The organism is Pseudomonas sp. GOM6 (assembly GCF_029537485.1).
GTDB lineage: Bacteria > Pseudomonadota > Gammaproteobacteria > Pseudomonadales > Pseudomonadaceae > Aquipseudomonas.
Map to the genome: position 1 here is coordinate 1 of NZ_JARPUS010000018.1, position 21,603 is coordinate 21,603.

General features: G+C 63.9%; 15 protein-coding genes and 1 tRNA gene. 13 read left to right on the top strand and 3 right to left on the bottom strand.

What is annotated here, in order from left to right; translation table 11 throughout:
- On the bottom strand, window positions 1-671 hold a 671-nt coding region (locus P7A97_RS17730), incomplete at its 3' end, for a LysR family transcriptional regulator (RefSeq protein ID WP_277691439.1).
- Between the two features lie 112 nt (window positions 672-783).
- Here P7A97_RS17730 and trpB point away from each other — a divergent pair.
- Both trpB and trpA read left to right on the top strand, forming a co-directional pair.
- Entirely contained in the window at window positions 784-1,995 is a 1,212-nt protein-coding gene (gene trpB / locus P7A97_RS17735) for a tryptophan synthase subunit beta (RefSeq protein WP_277691440.1), read from the top strand.
- Window positions 1,992-2,801: a tryptophan synthase subunit alpha gene (gene trpA, locus P7A97_RS17740; RefSeq protein WP_272794423.1), complete on the top strand. Its 810-nt coding sequence runs from the start codon at window positions 1,992-1,994 to the stop codon at window positions 2,799-2,801. Before trpB ends, trpA begins: the two co-directional genes overlap by 4 nt.
- 214 nt (window positions 2,802-3,015) lie before the next feature.
- Here the strand turns inward: trpA and P7A97_RS17745 are convergent, their stop codons facing one another.
- Both P7A97_RS17745 and P7A97_RS17750 read right to left on the bottom strand, forming a co-directional pair.
- Window positions 3,016-3,996: a fatty acid desaturase family protein gene (locus P7A97_RS17745; protein ID WP_277691442.1), complete on the bottom strand. Its 981-nt coding sequence runs from the start codon at window positions 3,994-3,996 to the stop codon at window positions 3,016-3,018.
- Between the two features lie 101 nt (window positions 3,997-4,097).
- Window positions 4,098-5,222 (bottom strand): M14-type cytosolic carboxypeptidase, encoded by a 1,125-nt coding sequence (locus P7A97_RS17750; RefSeq protein WP_277691443.1) that lies wholly within the window; start codon window positions 5,220-5,222, stop codon window positions 4,098-4,100.
- A gap of 184 nt (window positions 5,223-5,406) precedes the next feature.
- Here P7A97_RS17750 and P7A97_RS17755 point away from each other — a divergent pair, with 184 nt between their 5' ends.
- The 11 genes from P7A97_RS17755 (at window position 5,407) to P7A97_RS17805 (ending at window position 21,555) form a co-directional block, all read left to right on the top strand.
- A complete protein-coding gene (locus P7A97_RS17755; RefSeq protein ID WP_277691444.1) occupies window positions 5,407-6,312 on the top strand; it encodes a LysR family transcriptional regulator in 906 nt (301 codons plus the stop codon).
- Window positions 6,313-6,389: 77 nt separating this feature from the next.
- Complete coding sequence (locus P7A97_RS17760; RefSeq protein ID WP_277691445.1) at window positions 6,390-7,676, top strand: FAD-binding oxidoreductase; 1,287 nt, start codon at window positions 6,390-6,392, stop codon at window positions 7,674-7,676.
- A 78-nt stretch (window positions 7,677-7,754) separates the two neighbouring features.
- Window positions 7,755-8,312 (top strand): XRE family transcriptional regulator, encoded by a 558-nt coding sequence (locus P7A97_RS17765; RefSeq protein WP_277691446.1) that lies wholly within the window; start codon window positions 7,755-7,757, stop codon window positions 8,310-8,312.
- A gap of 17 nt (window positions 8,313-8,329) precedes the next feature.
- Complete coding sequence (locus tag P7A97_RS17770) at window positions 8,330-9,679, top strand: glutamine synthetase family protein (RefSeq protein ID WP_277691448.1); 1,350 nt, start codon at window positions 8,330-8,332, stop codon at window positions 9,677-9,679.
- Between the two features lie 130 nt (window positions 9,680-9,809).
- Window positions 9,810-9,885 (top strand) — tRNA-Thr (locus tag P7A97_RS17775).
- A 205-nt stretch (window positions 9,886-10,090) separates the two neighbouring features.
- Window positions 10,091-12,790 (top strand): PAS domain S-box protein, encoded by a 2,700-nt coding sequence (locus tag P7A97_RS17780; RefSeq protein ID WP_277691450.1) that lies wholly within the window; start codon window positions 10,091-10,093, stop codon window positions 12,788-12,790.
- Window positions 12,791-12,834: 44 nt separating this feature from the next.
- Window positions 12,835-14,694: an ATP-binding protein gene (locus P7A97_RS17785; protein WP_277691451.1), complete on the top strand. Its 1,860-nt coding sequence runs from the start codon at window positions 12,835-12,837 to the stop codon at window positions 14,692-14,694.
- Window positions 14,691-16,655 carry an ATP-binding protein gene (locus P7A97_RS17790; protein WP_277691452.1) on the top strand — a complete coding sequence of 655 codons (1,965 nt, stop codon included), beginning with the start codon at window positions 14,691-14,693 and terminating at the stop codon, window positions 16,653-16,655. The genes P7A97_RS17785 and P7A97_RS17790 overlap by 4 nt, the downstream gene beginning before the upstream one ends.
- Complete coding sequence (locus P7A97_RS17795; RefSeq protein ID WP_277691453.1) at window positions 16,652-19,522, top strand: CHASE domain-containing protein; 2,871 nt, start codon at window positions 16,652-16,654, stop codon at window positions 19,520-19,522. The genes P7A97_RS17790 and P7A97_RS17795 overlap by 4 nt, the downstream gene beginning before the upstream one ends.
- Entirely contained in the window at window positions 19,515-19,901 is a 387-nt protein-coding gene (locus P7A97_RS17800) for a response regulator (protein WP_277691455.1), read from the top strand. Before P7A97_RS17795 ends, P7A97_RS17800 begins: the two co-directional genes overlap by 8 nt.
- Complete coding sequence (locus tag P7A97_RS17805; RefSeq protein WP_277691457.1) at window positions 19,894-21,555, top strand: diguanylate cyclase; 1,662 nt, start codon at window positions 19,894-19,896, stop codon at window positions 21,553-21,555. The genes P7A97_RS17800 and P7A97_RS17805 overlap by 8 nt, the downstream gene beginning before the upstream one ends.
- The last annotated feature ends 48 nt before the right edge of the window (window positions 21,556-21,603 follow it).

Genomic DNA, 21,603 nt, shown 5'->3' on the forward strand with positions numbered 1-21,603 from the left:
TCAAAGCCCTGGCCCTGGCGCAGCGCCGCCGGGTCCAGGCCCTGGGCCTGGGCCCACTGCGGCCAGGCCTGCGGGCGCGAGGCGGTGTGCAACAGCGGCTCGCCGAGCAGGGCGGCGGCGGGACGCTCGGCCAGTTCGGCGAAGCGGGCGTAGCGCGGGCTCAGCACCGGGCCGATGCGCTCGCGGGTCAGCTCAAACACCTGCATGTCCGCCGGCCAGGGGGGCGCGGCGAAGCACAGGGTGGCGTCCACCCCGGGGCGGCGCGGGTCAAGCTCGCCCTCGCTGGCCGACAGCTGCAGGCGCAGCTCCGGCAGCTCGCGGTTGAGGCGATCCAGGCGCGGAATGAACCAGCGCGCCAGCAGGCTGCCGGGGCAGCCGAGCACGAAGGGCGCGTCGTCCTGGCGTTGGCGCAGCTCGGCACAGGTGCCGCGCAGGCGCTCGAAGGCATCGGAGGCGGCATCGCGCAGGCGCACGCCGGCATCGGTGAGTTTTACGCCACGGCCATCCTTGACGAACAGGGCCAGGCCAAGCTGTTCCTCCAGCGCACGGATTTGCCGGCTCACCGCGCCATGGGTAACGCTCAGTTCTTCCGCCGCCTGGCTGACACTCTGCAGGCGGGCAGCGGCTTCGAAGGCACGCAGGGCATTCAGCGGGGGCAGTTCTCGGCTCATGGCATTGGTGAGTTTTTCTGACAGGTTAGCGCAATCTAATCGCTTTTCAGACCGGCAGCCAGGGGTAGAATGGCGCCATCACCCGATTAGCCACTCCCGCCAGGAGCCAGACATGACTTCATTCCGCAGCGGTCCCGACGCCAAGGGCCTGTTCGGCCGCTTCGGTGGCCAGTTCGTCGCCGAAACCCTGATGCCGCTGATCAACCAGCTGGCGGCCGAGTATGAAAAGGCCAAGACCGACCCCGCCTTCCTCGAGGAGCTGGCCTACTTCCAGCGCGACTACATCGGCCGGGCCAGCCCGTTGTACTTCGCCGAGCGCCTGACCGAGCACTTCGGCGGGGCGAAGATCTACCTCAAGCGCGAAGACCTGAACCACACCGGCGCGCACAAGATCAATAACTGCATCGGCCAGATCCTGCTGGCCAAGCGCATGGGCAAGCAGCGCATCATCGCCGAGACCGGCGCCGGCATGCACGGCGTGGCCACCGCCACCGTGGCCGCGCGCTTCGGCATGCAGTGCGTGGTCTACATGGGCACCACCGACATCGATCGCCAGCAGGCCAACGTGTTCCGCATGAAGCTCCTGGGCGCCGAGGTAATCCCGGTCACCGCCGGCACCGGCACCCTCAAGGATGCGATGAACGAAGCCCTGCGCGACTGGGTGACCAACGTCGACAACACCTTCTACCTGATCGGCACCGCCGCCGGCCCGCACCCGTACCCGGCCATGGTCCGCGACTTCCAGGCAGTGATCGGCAACGAAGTACGCGAGCAGATCCTGCAGAAGGAAGGGCGCCTGCCCGATTCGCTGGTCGCCTGCATCGGCGGCGGCTCCAACGCCATCGGCCTGTTCCACCCCTTCCTCGATGACGAAGGCGTGCAGATCGTCGGCGTCGAAGCGGCCGGCCACGGCATCGACACCGGCAAGCATGCCGCCAGCATGGCCGGCGGCGCGCCGGGCGTGCTGCACGGCAACCGCACCTTCCTGCTGCAGGACGCGGACGGCCAGATCACCGATGCCCACTCGATCTCTGCCGGCCTCGACTACCCGGGCGTCGGCCCCGAACATGCCTGGCTGCATGAGATAAAGCGCGTCGAATACGTGCCCTGCACCGATGATGATGCCCTGCAGGCCTTCCACCAGTGCTGCCGCCTGGAAGGCATCATCCCCGCGCTGGAGTCGGCCCACGCCCTGGCCGAAGCCTTCAAGCGCGCGGCCAAGCTGCCCAAGGAGCACCTGATGGTGGTCAACCTGTCCGGCCGCGGCGACAAGGACATGCAGACCGTGATGCACCACATGACCGAACAGGAGAAGCACGCATGAGCCGCCTGCAGAGCCGCTTTGCCGAGCTGAAACAACAGAACCGCGCCGCGCTGGTGACCTTCGTCACCGCCGGCGACCCGGACTACGCCAGCAGCCTGGAAATCCTCAAGGGCCTGCCGGCCGCCGGCGCCGACGTGATCGAGCTGGGCATGCCCTTCACCGACCCGATGGCCGATGGCCCGGCGATCCAGCTGGCCAACATCCGTGCCCTGGCGGCGAAGCAGAACCTGCCGAAGACCCTGCAGATGGTCCGCGAATTCCGCGTCACCGACAGCAGCACGCCGCTGGTGCTGATGGGCTACTACAACCCGATCTTCGCCTACGGCGTCGAGCGTTTCATCGCCGACGCCAAGGAAGCCGGGGTCGACGGCCTGATCATCGTCGACCTGCCGCCGGAGCATAACGACGAGCTGTGCGAGCCGGCTCAGGCCGCCGGTCTGGACTTCATCCGCCTGACCACCCCGACCACCGACGACCAGCGCCTGCCCACCGTGCTCAACGGCAGCTCGGGCTTCGTCTACTACGTCTCGGTAGCCGGCGTGACCGGTGCCGGCGCGGCGACCATGGACCACGTCGAGCAGGCCGTCGCCCGCCTGCGCCGGCATACCGACCTGCCGCTGTGCATCGGCTTCGGCATCCGCACCCCCGAGCACGCCGCCGACGTGGCGCGCCGCGCCGATGGCGTGGTGGTGGGCTCAGCACTGGTCGACCAGATCGCCAAGGCCGAATCGCCGGCCCAGGCCATCGACGGCGTACTCAGCCTGTGCGCCCAGCTGGCCGAAGGCGTGCGCGGCGCTCGTCGCTGAGTTCGCCCCGTAATAGAAAAAGCCGCCCTCGGGCGGCTTTTTCGTTTCAGCGGCAGCTGCTTTATGTGGGAGGGGTGGCGGCAGTCCGCCTTGGCCGCGTCGCTGCTGTGCGGCCTCAGTCGCGGCCAAGGCCCTCCTACAGGTGCTCGCTGCCACGCATGGAGTCGGCCTGATAAAGACAGCTACTCCCACAGGGCTGCGCAGGTGACCGGGCTCAGCGACTGCTGACGATCTGCAGCACCTGCCAGTAGCTCGGCGGCTCGGGGGTCAGGCCGCGTGCGCGCAATAGCGCGTGCAGCTGCGGCAAGCGGAAGTAGGGCACCGAGGCCATCAGGTGGTGCTCGATGTGGTAGTTGACCCGGATCGGCGCGACGAAGGCGCGGGCCAGCCAACCGGCGCGGGTGGTGCGGGTGTTGCGTAGGGTGTCGCGGCTCGGCTCCAGGCAGGCGTGTTCGGCCATCGAGCGGATGCGGATGAACAGTGGGAACGGCGTGACATAGGCCAGCGCCCACACGCCGTACAGCCAGGCTTCGCCGCAGGCCCACAGCGCGGCCAGCAGCAGACCGTTGGTGATCAGCATGCCGGCGGCGTTGCGCAGGAAGGTCAGCGGATAGCTCCACCAGCGCCGCCCGTCCTGCGGCAGCACCTGCACGTCGTTGGCCACCGTCCACTTGAGCACGCCGGCATCCATCAGCACCCGGCCGAGCATGAACTTGAGCCCGGTGATGCCAAACAAGTCGCGCGCCAGCTTGCGCAGCAGCGAGGTGCGCGTGGTGGGAAAGCCGGCCACCAGCGACAGGTCCGGGTCCTGCTCGCGGGAGGTCTTGGCGTGGTGCACCAGGTGATAGGGGCGGTACTTGTGCAGCTCATTCCACACCGGGCGGGCGCACAGCCAGTCGGCCAGCACATCGTTGCCCCACTTGCTCTTGAATAGGGTGCCGTGGGCCGCATCGTGCTGCAGGATGGCCAGGCACAGCTGGCGCCCGGCGATCACCGCCAGGCCGGCGAGCAGGGCGAGGGTAAAGGCCCACAACGGCAGATGCGCCTGGGCCCAGGCCAGCGCGGCGAAGGTCAGCGCCAGCACGCCCCAGGTGGAAAAAACGGCCCAGGCGCCGTGCCAGTCGCAACGCTGGGTGAGGGTGCGGATTTCCTCGCGACTGAGGATATCGGCGATACGGGTACGGGTCTCGGACATGGCGGGACGCTCATTGTGGGAGTCGTCCCGATTGCAGCATCAGCCGCCGTGCATTGCAGGCGCCGGAGGTGACTGAATGCATTGCGATTCGGCCAAAGCGCTCAGCGCAGCTTGCCGGCCATCGCCGCCAGCACCGTCAGCACATCCCGCGCCAGGCGCTTGGAGCGTGCACCATTCCAGCCGGTACGCGGTTGCGGGCTGTCGTCGTGGTCCTTGAACGGCATCTCCACGGTGTAGGCCAGACAGTCGTAGGTCTGCCCGACCCAGTTGCAGGCCAGCGCCAGGTTGGCCTGGCCCGGCTGGTCACGCGGATAGCCGTGGGCCACCTGGAACTCGCCAATGGCCATCAGGCGCTGGCGGAACTCCTGCTCCAACGCCTCTAGGCGCGCGGTGAAGCCCGGGTTGCCCTCGCAGCCGGCGGTGAACACATGGGGGATTTCCTCGTCGCCGTGGATATCGAGGAAGCAGTCCACGCCAATCGCCGCCATCTGCTGCTGAACGAACAGCACTTCCGGGCTGCGCTCGGCCGAGGGCGCCTGCCAGGCGCGGTTGAGGTCCTGGCCGGCGGCGTTGGTGCGCAGGTTGCCGAGGAAGGCGCCGTCCGGGTTCATGTTCGGCACCAGGTACAGGTCGGCCTGGGCGAGGAGGGCGCGCAGCTCGTCGTCATCCTGGCCGAGGCGCTCGATCAGCCCCTCCATGTACCACTCGGCCATGTGTTCGCCCGGGTGCTGCTGGGCGATCAGCCAGACCTTGCGCGGCGCGGCGGCCGTGCCGCGTACGTGCAGCAGCGGTAGCTCGCGGCCCTGCAGGCTGCTGCCGCAGGCCAGCAGCTCGACGTTGGGCAGCGCCAGCGCCTTGACCAGCAGCTGGGCATGGCGGGCGCGGGAGTAGGGCTCGAAGTAGGCGAAGCGGACGCTGGTGCGCTCGGCCAGCAGCTCGAAGTGCAGGCCGCCTTCGTCATAGGTGGTGGGCACACGGAACCAGTCCGCACCGTCATAGCTGGCCACCGCCCGGTAGCCGGTCCAGGCATTTTTGTAGCTGGACTGCGGGGCGTTCTCCAGGGTGAAACGGTGGGTCTGTCCCGGCGTCAGGCCCTCGGCGAGGAAGTGGAACCACTGGAAGTGATCGCTGGCGAAGTCCTTGCGAATAGCCAGGCGCACCCGGCCCGGGTCGCTGGCGTCCAGCACCTGGATATTGCCGCTGTCGAAATCGCTGCGAATCTGCATGGCCTGCCCCTGACGGTGAAAATCGGCAGGATAGCCGTCCCGACCAGGCACCGCACGCCCCCGGGCCGGCAGTGTCGCATCCAGGCAAGAACCGTCGCCGAAGCGTTGCAGGCATGAGCCGGTGGGCACAGACTCGTGAATCAAGGCGAACAATCCGTTCATCATTGCTGCCGAGGAATCATCAGTGAAAACCACCCTGGACGAGCTGCAGGCCTTCACCCAGGTGGTGGATGCCGGTTCCATCAGTGCCGCTGCCGATCAGTTGGGGCAGACCGCTTCAGGCATCAGCCGCGCCCTGAGCCGGCTGGAGGACAAGCTCGGCGTCACCCTGCTACGTCGCACTACCCGGCGCCTGGAGCTGACCGAGGAGGGTGCCGCCTTCCTCACCCAGACCCGACGCATCCTCGCCGCGGTTGATGAGGCAGAAGAACAAATGGCCCTGCGCCGCCAGGTGCCGGCTGGACGCCTGCGAGTCGATGCCGCCACGCCCTTCATGCTGCACGTGCTGGTGCCGCTGGTCGCGGGGTTCCGCCAGCGCTACCCGCAAATCGAGCTGGAGCTGACCAGCAACGAGCAAAACATCGACCTGCTGGAGCAGCGCACCGACCTGGCCATCCGCATCGGCCCGTTGCGCGACTCCAGCCTGCATGCGCGGCCGCTGGGGCAGAGCCCGGTGCGCATACTCGCCAGCCCCGTCTACCTGGCCGCCCGCGGCACACCGCAGCGGCCAGACGACCTGAGCGGTCATGATCTGCTCGGCTTCACCCAGCTGGAGCACCTCAACAGCTGGCCGCTGCGCCACGCTCAGGGCGACAGCCTGACGATCACCCCAACCCTGCGCGCCTCCAGCGGCGAGACCCTGCGCCAGCTGGCCCTGGCCGGCGCTGGACTGGTGTGCCTCTCGGACTTCATGACCGACCGGGATCGCGCCAGCGGCGCCCTGGTGGAAGTGCTGGCCGGCCACCGCAGCGAGCGGCGCCAGCCGATCAACGCGGTGTATTACCGCAACACCGCGCTGGCAGCGCGCATCACCTGCTTCCTCGACTACCTGAGCGCCAGCCTGGTAGCGCATGACTGGGCAAAAAACTGACCGGGCAGTCTTGGCCTTGTGAATTTTATTGTGTATTTTTTCATGAAATTCATAAGAACAAATTTCACGAGGTCACCATGTTCAAGCAGTCCGCCCAACACATTGGCACCTACTACGCCGGCACCTACGGCCAGATTCCCCTGCGCCCGCGCCTGCAGGAGTCGCTCGACTGCGACGTGGTGATCGTCGGCGCCGGCTTCAGCGGCCTGCATACGGGCCTGCGCCTGACGCTGGCCGGCAAGAAGGTGGTGATCCTCGAAGCCAGCCGCCTGGCCTGGGCCGCTTCCGGGCGCAACGGTGGCCAGGCGCTGCCGGGCTGGTCCTGCGACATGCCGCCGCTGGAAAAGGCCCTCGGCCTGGAGCGCGCCAAGCGCCTGTGGGACAGCATGACCTGGGCCGCCGACGAGATGCGCGAGTTGCCGCTGCGCCACGGCTTCGATATCGACTATCGCACCGGCGCCCTGTACACCGCCGTGCTGCCGCGCCGCGTACGCCAGCTGCAGGAGAGCCTGGAGGAAGCCGAACAGAAGTACGGCTACCGGCAGCTGAGCTTTATCGCCAAAGAAGAACTGCCGGAGTGGATCGCCAGCCCGCGCTACCTGGCCGCCCTGCATGACGCCGGCGCCGCCCACCTCAACCCGCTGAAGCTGGCCCAGGGCCTGGCCGCGACTATCGAGGCCCACGGCGGGCGCATCTTCGAGCAGAGCAAGGCTGCCCGCTGGGAGGAAAGCGGCGACGGCTACCGCGTGCACACCGAGCACGGCGAGGTGCGCGGCGACGTACTGGTATTGGCCTGCAACGCCTATGTCGACGATCTTGACCGCGGTCTGGCCAAACGCCTGCTGCCGGTCGGCTCCTACCAGGTGGCCACCGCGCCGCTCGACCCGCAGCTGGCGCAGTCGCTGTTCCCCAAGGGCACCTGTGCCATCGACAACCAGTTCGTCCCCGACTACTTCCGCGTCACCCCGGACAACCGCCTGCTGTTCGGCGGCGGCTGTACCTACCTGGGCGGCATCCCCGAGGATGTGCCGGCGGCGACCCGGCCCTACCTGGAACGCGTGTTCCCGCAGCTGCGCGGGGTGCAGATCGACTACGGCTGGGGCGGGCATATCGACTGCACCATGCACCGCACCCCGGATGTCGGCCGCGAAGGACAGAAGTACTGGCTACAGGGCTTCTCCGGCCACGGCATCCTGCCGACCCTGGCCGCCGCCCGGGCGGTGAGCGATGCGATCCTCGGCGAGGATGAGCTGCTCAACCTGTACCAGGGCCTGGACAACCCGCGCTTCCCCGGCGGCGACCTGCTGGCCGCGCCCATCGAGGCGGTGGGCAAGGCCTGGTACCGGCTGCGCGATCTCTTTTGACCCAATACCCGTAGCCCGGATGCAATCCGGGACAACCGCCCCCGGATTGCATCCGGGCTACGCCAGAAGGACATCCCCATGGAAAAACAGGACGAAATCGAAGGCCTGGCGATCCTGGTGCGCGACCTGCGCAAGCACAAGAACGTCACCCTGGGCGAGCTGGCCGAGCGCATCGGCCGCTCGGTGGGCTTCCTGTCCCAGGTCGAGCGCGGCCTGTCACGCCCAACCGTCGCCGACCTCACCGCCATCAGCGAAGCGCTGGGCGTGCCGACCACCTACTTCTACAACCCCGGCAAGCCGCGCGCGGTGCGCTGGGTGACCCGCCCGGACGAGCGCCGCACCCTGTACTACGCCGGCGGCATCACCGACGTGCTGGCCTCGCCCGGCATGGCCGGCGGCTTCGCCATGCTGGAAAGCTTCCTCGAACCCGGCGCCAGCAGCGGCGAGGGCCATCTGAACGACAGCTCGGAGCAGGGCGGTTTCGTCCTCGAAGGCGAGCTGACGGTCTGGTACGGCGACGATGCCGAACCGGTCACCCTCGGCCCCCGCGACAGCTTCCAGCTGCCGCCGCACGCCCAGTTCCGCTACGCCAACCTCACCGATCAACCCACACGCGTCTTGTGGGTCTTCACCTGAACCCTGCAGATATCGCCATGACAACAACAAGATTCCCCGACCTGCTCAGCGAAGTCCGCGCCTTCCGCGCCGCCCACCCCGACGTGCGCTACGTCGACCTGATCTGCCTGGACATCCCCGGGCACTTCTACGGCAAGCGCTACCCCCTCGACATGCTGGAGAAGGTCGCCGCCGGCGGCCCGCTCAAGCTGCCGCAGAACTGCGTGCTGCTCGGCGCCCAGGGTGGCCTGCACCCGATCGGCGACTACTGCTTCAATGACGGCGACCCGGACGCCCCGCGCCGGCTGATTCCCGGCACCCTCAAGCCAGTGCGCTGGGAGAAGCAGCCGCTGGGGCAGATGCTGATCAGCTCCGACGGCACCGAAGCGCCCATCGAGTTCGAACCGCGCGAGGTGCTGGCCCGTGTACTGAAGCGTCTGCAGGCCAAGGGCATTCGCCCGGTGGTGGCCTTCGAGCTGGAGTTCTACCTGTTCGACCGCACGCTGGACAGCGGCCTGCCGCAGTTCCCGCGCGACCCACTGACCGGCGACGAGGACGACCAGCCGAACATGCACATCGAGCGCCTGTCGCGCTTCTCCGAGGTGCTGCACGACATGGTCGAGGCCGCCCAGGAGCAGGGCGTCGACGCCAACGTAATCACCGCCGAACTCGGCCCGGGGCAGTTCGAGATCAACTTCGCCCACTGCGACGATGGCCTGCACGCCGCCGACCAGGCCGCCCTGTTCTGCCGCAGCACTCGCGGCGTGGCGATGAAACATGGGTACAGGGCCAGCTTCATGAGCAAGCCCTACCTGGACGCACCGGGCAGCGGCATGCACGTGCACGTCAGCCTGTACGACCGCGACGGCCGCAACCTGCTCGACCAGGACGAGCAACGCCCGCTGCGCCACGCCGTGGCCGGCTGCCTGGCGTTGCTGCCGCACTGCATGCCGATCTTCGCCCCCAACCACAACGCCTTCCGCCGCTACGGCGCCATGGTCAACTCGGCGAGCAAGGCCAGCTGGGGCTTCGAGGACCGCGACGCGTGCATCCGCATCCCGGAATCCGACGGCAGGAACCTGCGCCTCGAACACCGCCTGGCCGGCGCCGACGCCAACCCCTACCTGGTCCTCGCGGCCATCCTCAGCGGCATGGAGCACGGCCTGGAACAGCGCCTGCAGCCGATCGCCCCGCTCAATGACGACCGTGACAGCGGCATCGACTTTCCCAAGGACATGCTCACCGCCGTGGCGCAGATGGCCTGCCACGAGGTTGTGAAAGAGAAGCTCGGTAGCGAGTTCGTCTTCGTCTACAGCGAGAACAAGCGCCAGGACCACCTGCAGTTCATGCACGCCATCAGCGCGCGGGAGTACCGCTGGTTCCTCTAGCCCGGCGGGCTCAGGGTAGGCTGGGTAGAGCGCCGCGAAACCCAGCGCACCACCCGTTCACCAGGCAATGCCCGAGCAACCGCGCAAGGCAATTGCCCGGCCCGCAACCAGCTGCTAATTTGCCAGCCACGCCGGTGTAGCTCAGTCGGTAGAGCAGCGCACTCGTAACGCGAAGGTCGCAGGTTCGATTCCTGTCTCCGGCACCAGTCATCCCGTTTCAAGCAGTGCCATGCCCCCCAACAAGCCCGCGCCGCGCGGGCTTATTGTTTTATGCAGCGCCAACCCGTCGCACCTGCCAAGTCTGGGGCAAGCTGTCTCCAGATCAGGCCATGACAGCCTCGCCACAAAAGCCGGGGTGATTCAGGGTTCATCTAAGCTATTTGACTGCACCTGCCAGTAGTGGGGCTTTGAATGCGAGAGACGTCCAAACAAGAACGAACCGATGAAGCCCTTGCAGAGCAGGCAGAACGCCTCAAGTGCATCATCGACGGCACCAACATTGGTACATGGGAGTGGAACGTTCAGACCGGGGAAACCACCTTCAATGAACGCTGGGCGGAGATCATCGGCTACCGCCTTGAAGAACTGGCCCCCGTCGACATCAACACCTGGTTGAACCACGCCCATCCCGATGACCTCACCGAGTCAGGCGCCCGCCTGGAGCGCCACTTCAGGGGCGAAACACCCTTTTATGACTATCAGTGTCGAATGCGCCACAAGTCGGGCCGCTGGGTGTGGGTGCATGACCGTGGACGGGTAGTGAGCTGGACCGCTGACGGCAAGCCTCTGATGATGTATGGCACCCATGCCGACATCACCGAGATGCGCGAGCAGCAGGAGCAGGCCCATCGCACCAGTACTCAACTGCAGGCCATTCTCGACTCGGCAACCGGCGTCAGTGTCATCGCCACCAACCCTGATGGGCTGATTACGCTGTTCAACCGCGGCGCTCAACGCCTGCTGGGCTATCAGGCAGAGGAAGTGGTTGGGCTCCAGACTCCGGCCTTGATCCACCTGGGTGAAGAGGTGGAGCAACGAGGCCGCGAGCTTTCCCAGCTGGTAGGTCGCGAAATCAGTGGTTTCGAGGTTTTCGTCCATCTGGCGCGGCAGGGAGAGCCCGAAACGCGGCAGTGGACCTACGTACACAAGGATGGCTCTCGGCGCCGGGTAAACCTGACGGTGAGTGCCATCTTCGACCGGGAGGGCTCGCCCTCCGGTTTTCTGGGCATTGCCAGCGATATATCCGAGCTGGAGGCCACTGCTGGCGCGTTGCAGGAGAGCGAAAACCGTTTCCGGGAGCTGGTGGCCAACCTGCCCGGGGTTGTCTATCGCTGTGAAAACGATGCCGATTGGACCATGCGTTACATGAGCGATGAGGTCGCTTCCCTGACCGGCTTTCCGGCCAGTGACTTCATTGATAACCGTGTACGCAGCTTCTCCAGTGTCGTGCACCCTGATGACCTGCACATCACCTACCAGTCTGTCGAAGCCATTGAGCGACATGAAAAATTTGAGCTGACCTACCGGCTCCAGCATGTCGACGGTCACAGCGTCTGGGTACGCGAGCAGGGGCGGGGGGAGTATGGCGCCAACGGCGAGCTGCTCTGGGTATCCGGCTTTATCTGGGATATCAGCGACCGCAAGGCCGCCGAGGATGCACTGAGCGTGAGCGAGCGGCGTTTCAGTAGCGCATTCAATACCGCCCCCCAGGGCATGGCCATCGTCGACCTTGACGGGCGCTGGATGGAGGTCAATGACGCCCTCTGTCGCATGCTGGGGTACAGCCGTGAGGAATTACTGCAGCTCGACTTTCAGCACATCACTCATCCCGATGACCTGGCCAAGGATTTGGCGCTTCTGCAGCAGCTTGTGGAGGGCGTGATCGCCGACTACCAGCTGGATAAGCGTTACGTCGACAAGCGCGGCAACGTGCTGTGGATTCTGCTCAGTGTGTCGTTGGTCCGCGATGCTCAGGGTTTACCCCTGCACTTCGTGTCACAGATTCAGGACATCACGGATCGCTTCGAGGCCGAGAAACGCCTGCGCGAGCGTGAAGAGTACCTCAGCACCCTGCTGGACAACGTCATTGACGCCATCGTGACCATCGACGAGAGAGGGCAGATTGAAACCTTCAACCCGGCTGCCGAGCGGATTTTCGGTTACACGAAGGCAGACGTGACAGGGCAAAACGTTAAATTGCTGATGCCCAAGCACTACCGCGATCAGCATGATGAGTTCCTATTGGCCTACCGCAAGAGTGGCGTGCCCCGCATGCTGGGTAAGGACCTGGAATTGCCTGGACTGCGGCGCAATGGCGAGTTGTTCACCATGGAGCTCGCGGTGTCGCAGATCACCCTGCAGGGTCAGCGTCGCTTTATCGCCGTAATCCGCGACATCAGCGAGCGCAAGCGCATCGAGCGCATGAAGAATGAGTTCGTCTCCACCGTCAGCCACGAGTTGCGCACACCGCTCACCTCAATTGCCGGAGCGCTCGGCCTGATCAACGGCGGAGCGTTGGGCGAGGTCCCTGCACAGATGGGGGAAATGTTGCGGATCGCCCAGAGCAACAGCCAGCGCTTGTCAGGTTTGATCAATGACCTGCTGGACATGGACAAGCTGGTGGCCGGCAAAATGACGTTTGATCTGCACACCCTGCAACTCTGGCCGCTGCTGGAGACGGCCGTCGAACAGAACCAGCCCTATGCCACGCAGCATTCGGTGACTCTGCAGTTGAAGCCGCCGCCGCTGGAGGTCGAGGTGCGGGTGGACAGGCAGCGCTTTGATCAGATCATGGCCAACCTGCTCTCCAATGCGGCCAAGTTCTCTGCGCCGGGCGCTGACGTTGAGGTTTCTGCAGCCCTGGTCGAAACACGGGTGCGCATCAGTGTGCGTGACTTCGGCGTGGGGATCCCTGAGGCCTTTCGCGCGCGCATTTTTGGCAAGTTCTCACAGGCTGATGCCACGGATACCCGGCAGAAAGGCGGGACCGGCCTGGGGCTGGCGATCACCAAGGAACTGATTGAACGCATGGCGGGAGCCATCGGCTTTGAGTCCGTCGAGGGCCAGGGCACGGTCTTCTGGGTGGAGCTGCCCGTGGAGCAACAGCCTTGATCCGGCCCAACCACACGCCAAGCGTCATTGCCTGGATATGGCTTGTGGCGACACTGCTGGTCATGGGCGGCCTGGTGGAGCTTGGGCTGTGGCGCTACAACCAGTACAGGGATCAGGAAGAGCAGCGTTTTCTGCGTGCCCAGGGCTATGAAATGAGGGCGGTTCTGTTGGCCGAACTCAATGCCACGTTGCACCTCGCCAGCGGCTTGGCCAGTTACATACCGGCCAAGCAGGGCCGCCTGGACGCGACCGAACTGCAACCCTGGCTGCGTGGACTGTTCACCCAGGGACGCTATATCCGCAATATCGGCTTGGCGCCGGATAACCGGATTGCTTACCTCTACCCGCTTGCAGGAAACGAGTCCGCTCTGGGGCTTTACTACCCCGACCTTGCCGAGCAGTGGCCGCAGGTTCAGCAGATCATCGCAAACAGGGCGCCGCAGCTGGATGGCCCCCTGAATCTGGTGCAGGGCGGTAGGGGGCTTGTCTACAGGGTGCCGGTGTATCTGCAGGATCAACACTACTGGGGGCTGATCAGCACGGTGATTGATTACGACCGGCTCATGGCTTACCTGGATGCCTTGGCGCGCCAGCGTGATCTCGCGATTGCCCTGCTACCCTTCGATGCCCCGCCAGCAGCCTCGGCCGGCAACGTTCGCCTGCCGGTATCGCTGGCCGGAGCGCAATGGCAACTGCAGGTTTCGAGTACATCCCCGCCGCGGGTTGCTTTAGGCCTGGCCAGGGCTTTGGGCTGGAGCATGGCCCTGCTCATCACCTGCCTGGCGGCCTGGATGATGCATCTGCACCGTCGCAGAGCTAGCCTGGCTCAGGCGCTGAGCAGGAGCCAGCAGGATTTCATGCGAGCCTTCGACCTGGCGCCACAGGGAATGGCCATGCTCAACGCCTCGGGGTATCTGCTGGAAGCCAACCAGGCGCTGCGCCAACTTCTCAAGCGCAGCCACAAGGAGTTGGTCGGCGCGGTACTGGCTGATTTCTGCCTGCCGAGTGACCGTGAACTGTTGCACCAACATCTCGCCCAAGAGTCCGGACAGTCGCGCCTGGGCTGGTGGATACGGCTGCTGGATGCAGAGCAGAACCCTGTCGACGTCGAATGCAGTGCCTCCTGGCTTGGCCAGTCGGTGACGGGCGAAGCACTCTGCATCCTGCATATTCAGGACATCACCGAGCGTTTGCGCCTTCAGCAGTTGCAGCGCGAGTTCATTGCCAGCGTCAGCCATGAGCTGCGCACCCCCCTGACCTCCATCGCAGGCTCGCTCGGCCTGATCAACGGCGGCGCGCTGGGCGAGGTACCGCCAGCGATGCAGTCACTGCTGCACATCGCGCAAGCCAACAGTTCGCGCTTGCAGGAGCTGATCAACGACCTGCTCGACATGGAAAAGCTGATGGCCGGAAAAATGCGCTACGACATCCGCGAGCACCCCATCTGGCCGCTGCTTGAAGATGCCGTAACGCACAACCAGCCGTATGCCGACCAGTATCAGGTTGGGCTTGAGCTGGTCGGTAATCCTCTAGAGGTCAACGTCGCCTTCGATAGCCAGCGTCTGACCCAGGTCCTGGCCAACCTGATTTCCAACGCGGTCAAGTTCTCCCCGCCCGGATCGGTCGTAACACTCAAGGCAACTGTCGACCACGACTGGCTGCGGGTTAGTGTCAAGGATTGGGGTATCGGCATTAAGGACGAATTCAAGAGCCGAATATTCAGCCGGTTTTCTCAGGCGGACGCCGGCGATGCCAGGCAGAAGGGCGGCACCGGGTTGGGACTGGCCATCTGCAAGGAGCTGATCGAAGCCATGTCGGGACGCATGGGTTACGAGTCACAGGAACACCTGGGCAGCACCTTCTGGTTCGAGCTGCCCATTGCCAATCAGGTGGTCAAGGTATGACGAAACGCAAGACTCCAAGCCATCCTCCCACGCCATCGAATGAGAGCAGCCGGCTCGCCGCCCTGCTCAAGCTCGAGCTTCTCGATACGCCTGCCGAGGCCATGTTCGACAACATCACCGCGTTGGCGGCGCAGATCTGCCAAACCCCTATTGCGCTGATCTCGTTGATCGATACCGAGCGTCAGTGGTTCAAGAGTCGGCAAGGGCTGGACGCCCATGAAACGCCGCGAGAGCTGGCCTTCTGTGCGCACGCCATCAACGGCGAAAGCCTATTCGAAGTGGAAAACGCCCAGCTCGACCCACGCTTTCGGGACAACCCGCTGGTGACCGGCGCCCCGGATATTCGCTTCTATGCGGGCATGCCACTGGCTGACGATGAGGGCCATAACCTGGGCACCCTGTGTGTGATTGATCGCCAGCCACGGCAACTCAATGCGCAACAGAAGGCAGCGCTAGGACTGCTCGCGCAGCAGGCTATTCACTTGTTCGAGCTGCGTTTGCAGACGCGCCGTCAGCGTGAGCAGGCGGCGCTGCACAAGGCAATTCTGAGCAGTGTGGGGACTGCGGTGCTGGTCACCGACATGGAGGGCGTGATCCGCCAGGCCAGTCCTGGCGTGCGTCCTCTGCTGGGCTATGAGGCGGATGCCCTGAGCGGACAAAGCCTGCAACTGATACTACCGGATGAAGATCGCCAGCTGCGCCATGATGCAGTCAGCCCTTCCGCCAACGGCAGTCATGGACAGACCAGCCTGCATGAGTTGAGTGCCCAACACCGCAAGGGACAGCGCATTCCCGTGCTGTTCAGCCTGACGCCAATTGCCATGGATGGCAGTGCGCAGCTGGGCTATCTGTGCATCCTTAATGACCTGAGCTACCGCGAGGAAGCCCTGCAGCGCTTGCAACACATCGCCGGGCAACTGCCGGGGGTGGTCTATCAGTTCCAGCTGCATCCCGACGGCCGCAGCTGTTTCCCCTACGCCAGCGAGGGGCTACAGGATGTGTACGGACTGCAGCCCGAAGAGGTGCGAGAGGATGCGAGCATCGTGTTCGCACGCATCCACCCGGACGATCTTCCCGCCGTGACCAGCAGCATCCAGGCCTCAGGGGAAAACCTCAGCGTCTGGCACCAGGAGTACCGCTTCCTGCATCCCACCAAGGGGCCCATCTGGCTGGAAGGCCGAGCCATGCCGCAGCAACGTGCCGACGACAGCATTCTCTGGCATGGCTTCATCACCGATATCACTCAGCGAAAACACCTGGAGCAGATGAAAAACGAGTTTGTCTCGACCGTCAGCCACGAGCTGCGCACCCCCCTGACCTCCATTGCCGGCTCGCTGGGTTTGATCAATGGCGAGGCGTTGGGCCCTGTGCCGGACGCCATGCGCGAGATGCTGCTGATTGCCCAAAGCAATACCCAGCGTCTGCGCCAGCTGATTGATGACCTGCTGGACATGGACAAGTTGCTCGCGGGCAAGATGAGCTTTATTCCGCAACGACTGGAACTCGACAGCTTTCTCGCCGAGTGTGCCAGCAACCATCAGGGGTTCGCCCGTCAGCATGAGGTGCAGCTCAGCTACATCGGTGGCCCGGCAGTGCAGGTCATGGCGGACCCTCTGCGCTTGCAGCAGGTGCTGAGCAATCTGCTGTCCAATGCGCTGAAGTTCTCGCCAGCTGGGGGCCAGGTGCTGCTCTCAGGTCAATCACTAGATGGGCAGATCAGGGTTTCGGTGATGGATCAGGGTCCGGGTATTTCTGCCGAGTTTGCCGATCGGCTTTTCGAGAAGTTCGCCCAGGCCGATGCCAGTGACCGCCGGCAGAAAGGCGGCACCGGGCTGGGACTGGCCATCAGCAAAGAGCTGATGGAGCGCATGGGCGGCGCCATTGGCTTTTCTTCACGCCCGGAAGGCGGCACGGTTTTTTGGATTGAGCTACCGGCTCCACTTAAGGATGAAACGCAATGACGATGCTTGAACATGCGGTGGCCAAAGGCCCCAGGTGGATGCCTTTCGTGGTGCTGTTGTGCGGCTTGCTGACCACGCTGGGGGCTTGGTATGCGTTGTGCGCCATCCAGGATAAAGCAGCCGCTGAGGAGTTCCAGCAACTGGGCGATGAGGTGCTGGAGGCGATCGAGAAGCGCATGAGCAACCATCGCCAGATACTCCTAGGGGCGGCAGGTCTGTTTGACGCCAGCGCCGACGTCAGCCGGGACGATTGGCGGCGCTATGTCCAACGCCTGGATCTGGAGTCCAACTATCCGGGCATTCTCGGGCTGGGTTACAGTCAGGCCGTGCAACCGGATCAATTGCAAGCATTCGAGCAGAGCGTGCGCCAGGAGGGCTTTACCGAGTTCGCCATCAAACCGGCGGGCAAACGCGATCTGTACACCTCGATCACCTATCTGGAACCCTTTTCGGGGCGCAATCTGGCGGCGTTTGGCTATGACATGTTTTCCGAGCCCACGCGGCGAGCCGCGATGGTCAGGGCAGCGGAAACCGGCCTTGCCCAGCTGAGCAGCAAGGTCACGCTCCTCCAGGAGAATAACGGGCCGGTGCAAGCGGGCTTGCTGATGTACGTACCCGTTTATCAGGCGGGGGCTCAGCTGGATTCAAGCGCCGAACGCTGGGCGGCGTTACGCGGTTTCGTGTATAGCCCCTACCGCGTAACCGACCTGATGAATGCGCTGCTCGACAGTCGGGATTTGCAGATCGACTTCGCCCTCTACACCGGCGCGACAGCCTCCCCTGAGCAGAGGATTTTCATCAGCCACCCGCGGCTTGAGGCGGCGGGCGAGCCTTCACGCACCCAGTTGCTGGAGCTGTTTGGCCAGCCCGTCTATGTAAGCTTCTATGCGCAGCCTGGTTTCTACGAGCGCTTCCAGCAAGGCCAGGGGCTCTTGCTCGGCCTGGGCGGTGTGATCAGCCTGCTGCTGTTCCTTCTGACCCAGGTACTTGCCAACGGCCAGCAACGGGCCATCGCCTTGGCCAGCGACATGACGTCCCAGCTGCGTCAGAGCGAAGCAAGACTCCAGCGCGTCCTGCAGGGGGGACATGATGGCTGGTGGGACCAGGACATCGAGGCGGGTCGCTTCTTTGCCTCGGCGCATACCTGGCGGATGCTCGGATATCCCGACCAGGGGCCTCAGCCGCCCCTCAAGGACCTTCTGCAACTGGTTCACGCTGACGATGTCGCCGCGCTGCGTGAGCAACTCGTGGCCCCCGCAGGAGTCATGGAGCATTACCTCAATCACGAATGCCGGTTGATACGCCAGGATGGCCAGCCACTCCACGTGCTGCTGCGCGCATTGATTAAATGCTCGCCCGAGGGCCGCATGCTCAGTGCCAGCGGCACTGCGATGGATCTCACCGAGCAGAAGCGCATTGAACAGCTCAAGAATGATTTTGTATCGACGGTCAGCCATGAGCTGCGTACACCGCTGACCTCGATCTCGGGCTCCTTGGGCTTGGTCAACGGCGGCGCTCTCGGCACCGTGCCCGAGAGCATGCGACCCATGCTGGTGATTGCCCAGCAGAACAGCCAGCGGCTTTCCCACTTGATTAACGACCTGCTGGACATGGACAAGCTGGCTGCCGGGAAGCTCAGCTTCGAGCTCACCAGCCTTGATTTGGGCCAACTACTCAGTGAAGCCCTGCTCAGCAATGCCTCCTATGCCGAGCAGCACCAGGTGCAGCTGGTGCTCGACACCATGCCCACCATCACCGTGCGCGCCGATGCGCTTCGTCTGCAACAGGTGCTCGCCAACTACTTGTCCAACGCCATCAAGTTTTCCACGCCTGGCGCGGCGGTGCGGGTGCACGGCACGCTACGGGATGGGCGCGTCAGGGTCAGCGTCACCGACACTGGGCGGGGCATTCCCGAGCATTTCCACTCGCACATTTTCCAGAAGTTCTCCCAGGCAGACAGCAGCGATCAAAGGCAAAAGGGTGGCACCGGACTTGGCTTGGCGATCACCAAGGAACTCATTGAGCGCATGGGCGGGCAGGTGGGTTTCGACTCGCATGAGGGCCGGGGCAGCACCTTCTGGTTCGAGCTCCCGGTACTGGCCGAGAACCTTCCACTGCTTGAAATGCAGCGCCCAACCATCCTGGTGGTCGAAGACGATCTGAATATAGCCCGGCTGTTGCAGTCACTGCTGGAAGGGGGAGGTTATCGGGCGCTGCTGGCTGAAAACCTGGCTGAGGCGCGGCATATCCTGGCAACACATGACGTGGCCGCCGTTACCCTGGACTTGCGCCTGCCTGACGGCCACGGGTTTGAGGTTTTACTGGAGATTCAGCGTGCAGAGCGCACGAGAGACTTGCCCGTTATGGTCATCTCCGCAGCGGCCGATCACGGCCGCCTCAATCTGCAGGGTGGTATCCACCTGGTGGACTGGCTGGATAAACCCATTGACCCGCATCGGCTGTTGAGCGGCCTGCGTCGTGCACTCGGCCACGTGCAGGGCAAACCGCGCATTCTGCATATCGAGGATGACCCCGATCTGCGCAGGGTGGTTGCCGAGCAGGCCAGAAATCTCGCGGAATTTGTGGGGGCCAGCACTCTCGTGGAGGCCCGCCAGCAGCTGGCACGCGGCTCATGGAGTCTGGTGCTGCTTGATCTGCTCCTGCCAGACGGCCATGGCTCCAGCCTGATCGAGGAGATCCACCAGTCCCACCCGGGGCTGCCGATAGTGGTACTGTCTTCGACAGAGCTGTCGACGGAACAACTAAGCTCTGTCGAAGCGGCACTGGCAAAATCTCGAACAGAACCGCGGGCATTCTTGAATGTGCTCGCTCGCCTGCTACCGACCAAAGGGGATACCCATGCCTGAGCTGAAACGCATATTGCATGTGGAGGACGATCCCTCCATTCAGGCCGTTGCCAAGGTGGCTCTGGAGGCTGTCGGCGGATTCGAGGTGCTGAGCTGCAGCAGTGGCCAGGAAGCACTCGACAAGGTGGCGGATTTTGCGCCGGACTTTATTCTGCTGGATGTCATGATGCCCGGCATGGACGGCCCGCAAACGCTGGAGCGCCTGGTAGCGCTGGTCGATATCGACGTTGTTCCGGTCGCCTTTATGACCGCCAAGGTCCAGCCTCCGGAAATCGCGCACTACCTGAGCCTGGGTGCACGTGACGTCATCATTAAACCCTTCGACCCCATGCAGTTGGCGAGTCAGATACGCGCCATTTGGAGCCGCTCGAATGGATAGACAGAAGCAATTGGCTGACCTGCACGCCCAGCTGCAGCTGTTGGGCGAACAGTTCGCCAAACGCCTTGAGGAAGAGTTGCCGCAGCTGGCAGACAGGGCGCAGCAATTACAGCGCTCCACCGATCCCGCAGAGCAGATTGAATGCCTGCAGGATCTGCGCGAACAGCTGCACAAGCTGGCTGGCAGTGCCGGGACCTTTGGTTTCAAGGACCTGGGGCATCAGGCTCGGTTACTGGAACAGCAGTCTCAGCAATGGCTCAGCAGCCTGGAGCTGCAGCGCAAGGGGCTCGACAGCTTTATCGATCAGCTCCAGATACTGGCAGGCACTTCAGATCTCTCCGCCATGGCGACGCCAGCCCCAGCCTCTGTCGCGCTGCCACGCAACAGCGCTTCTCAGGAGGACTCCCGCCTCATCTACATACTCGAGGATGAGGAAAATGTGGGCGAGAGCATCCGGCGCACGCTCTCGACCTTTGGTTACCAAGCCCGCCACTTCATCTGCTCTCGCGAACTGGATGAGGCGATAGCTCAGCAGAGCCCGGACGCACTGATTGTCGATGTCAATCTTGGTAATGATCGCCAGAGTGGCCTGGAATATGCAGCTTCACTGCTGGCTCATCTTCCGCAAATGCCTCCGCTACTGGTACTGACGACGCAGGATGACTTCGCTACCCAGCTACAGGCAGCACGCCTGGGGGCCGTCGGCTTTTTCAGCAAACCGGTTGATGTGGCCAAGCTGGAAAGTCGCCTTGAGCAATGTTTCGCACAGCAGGGCGGAACGCCATACCGCGTATTGATCGTGGATGATGACTATGAGCTGGCCAGTCATTACCGACTGGTGTTGGGCAGCGCCAACATGCTGGCGGAGGTGGTCAGTGAGCCGAGCCGGTTGTTCGAGGCCATTGCTCAGTTCAGCCCAGAGGTGCTGCTGCTGGATGTGAATATGCCGGGCTGCTCGGGAACTGAGCTGGCGCAGATGATTCGCTTCCACGACGACTGGATCAGAATGCCGATCATCTATCTGTCGGCCGAGACCGATATCGGCCTGCAGATGAATGCCCTGCTCAAGGCCGGTGATGATTTCATCACTAAGCCGATATCCGACAAAAGCCTGATCACCACGGTGTTTGCTCGAGCCCAGAGAGCAAGGCTGCTCAGCAATGCATTGTCACGGGATAGTCTGACAGGGCTGCTGAAGCACGCGGACATCAAGGAGCAGGTTGCCGTCGAGCAAGAACGAGCCTTGCGCACAGGCAAGCCCGCAAGTGTGGTCATGCTGGACATCGACCATTTCAAGAAGGTCAACGACTCATACGGCCATGCGGTGGGCGACAACGTCATTCGGGCACTGGCCAACCTGCTCAGGCAGAGGCTGCGTAGAGTCGACGGCATTGGCCGTTACGGCGGCGAAGAATTCCTCGCCGTACTGCCCGAGTGCAGTGCCGCTCAAGCCGTGCAGATACTGGACGAAATTCGCCAGCAATTCTCCGGAATAGCGTTCTCCAGTGAAGTGGGGGATTTCAGTGTCAGCCTGAGTGCGGGCGTAGCGTCATGTGCCGAGTTGGAGGGCACTGCACTGATCGATGCTGCCGACAAGGCGCTCTACGCGGCGAAACATTCGGGACGAAACAAGGTGTGTGTGGCTGAGATATAAAAACCAAACCCGAATGGCCCAGCCTTCGATGGACTATTGGGGTTGCTG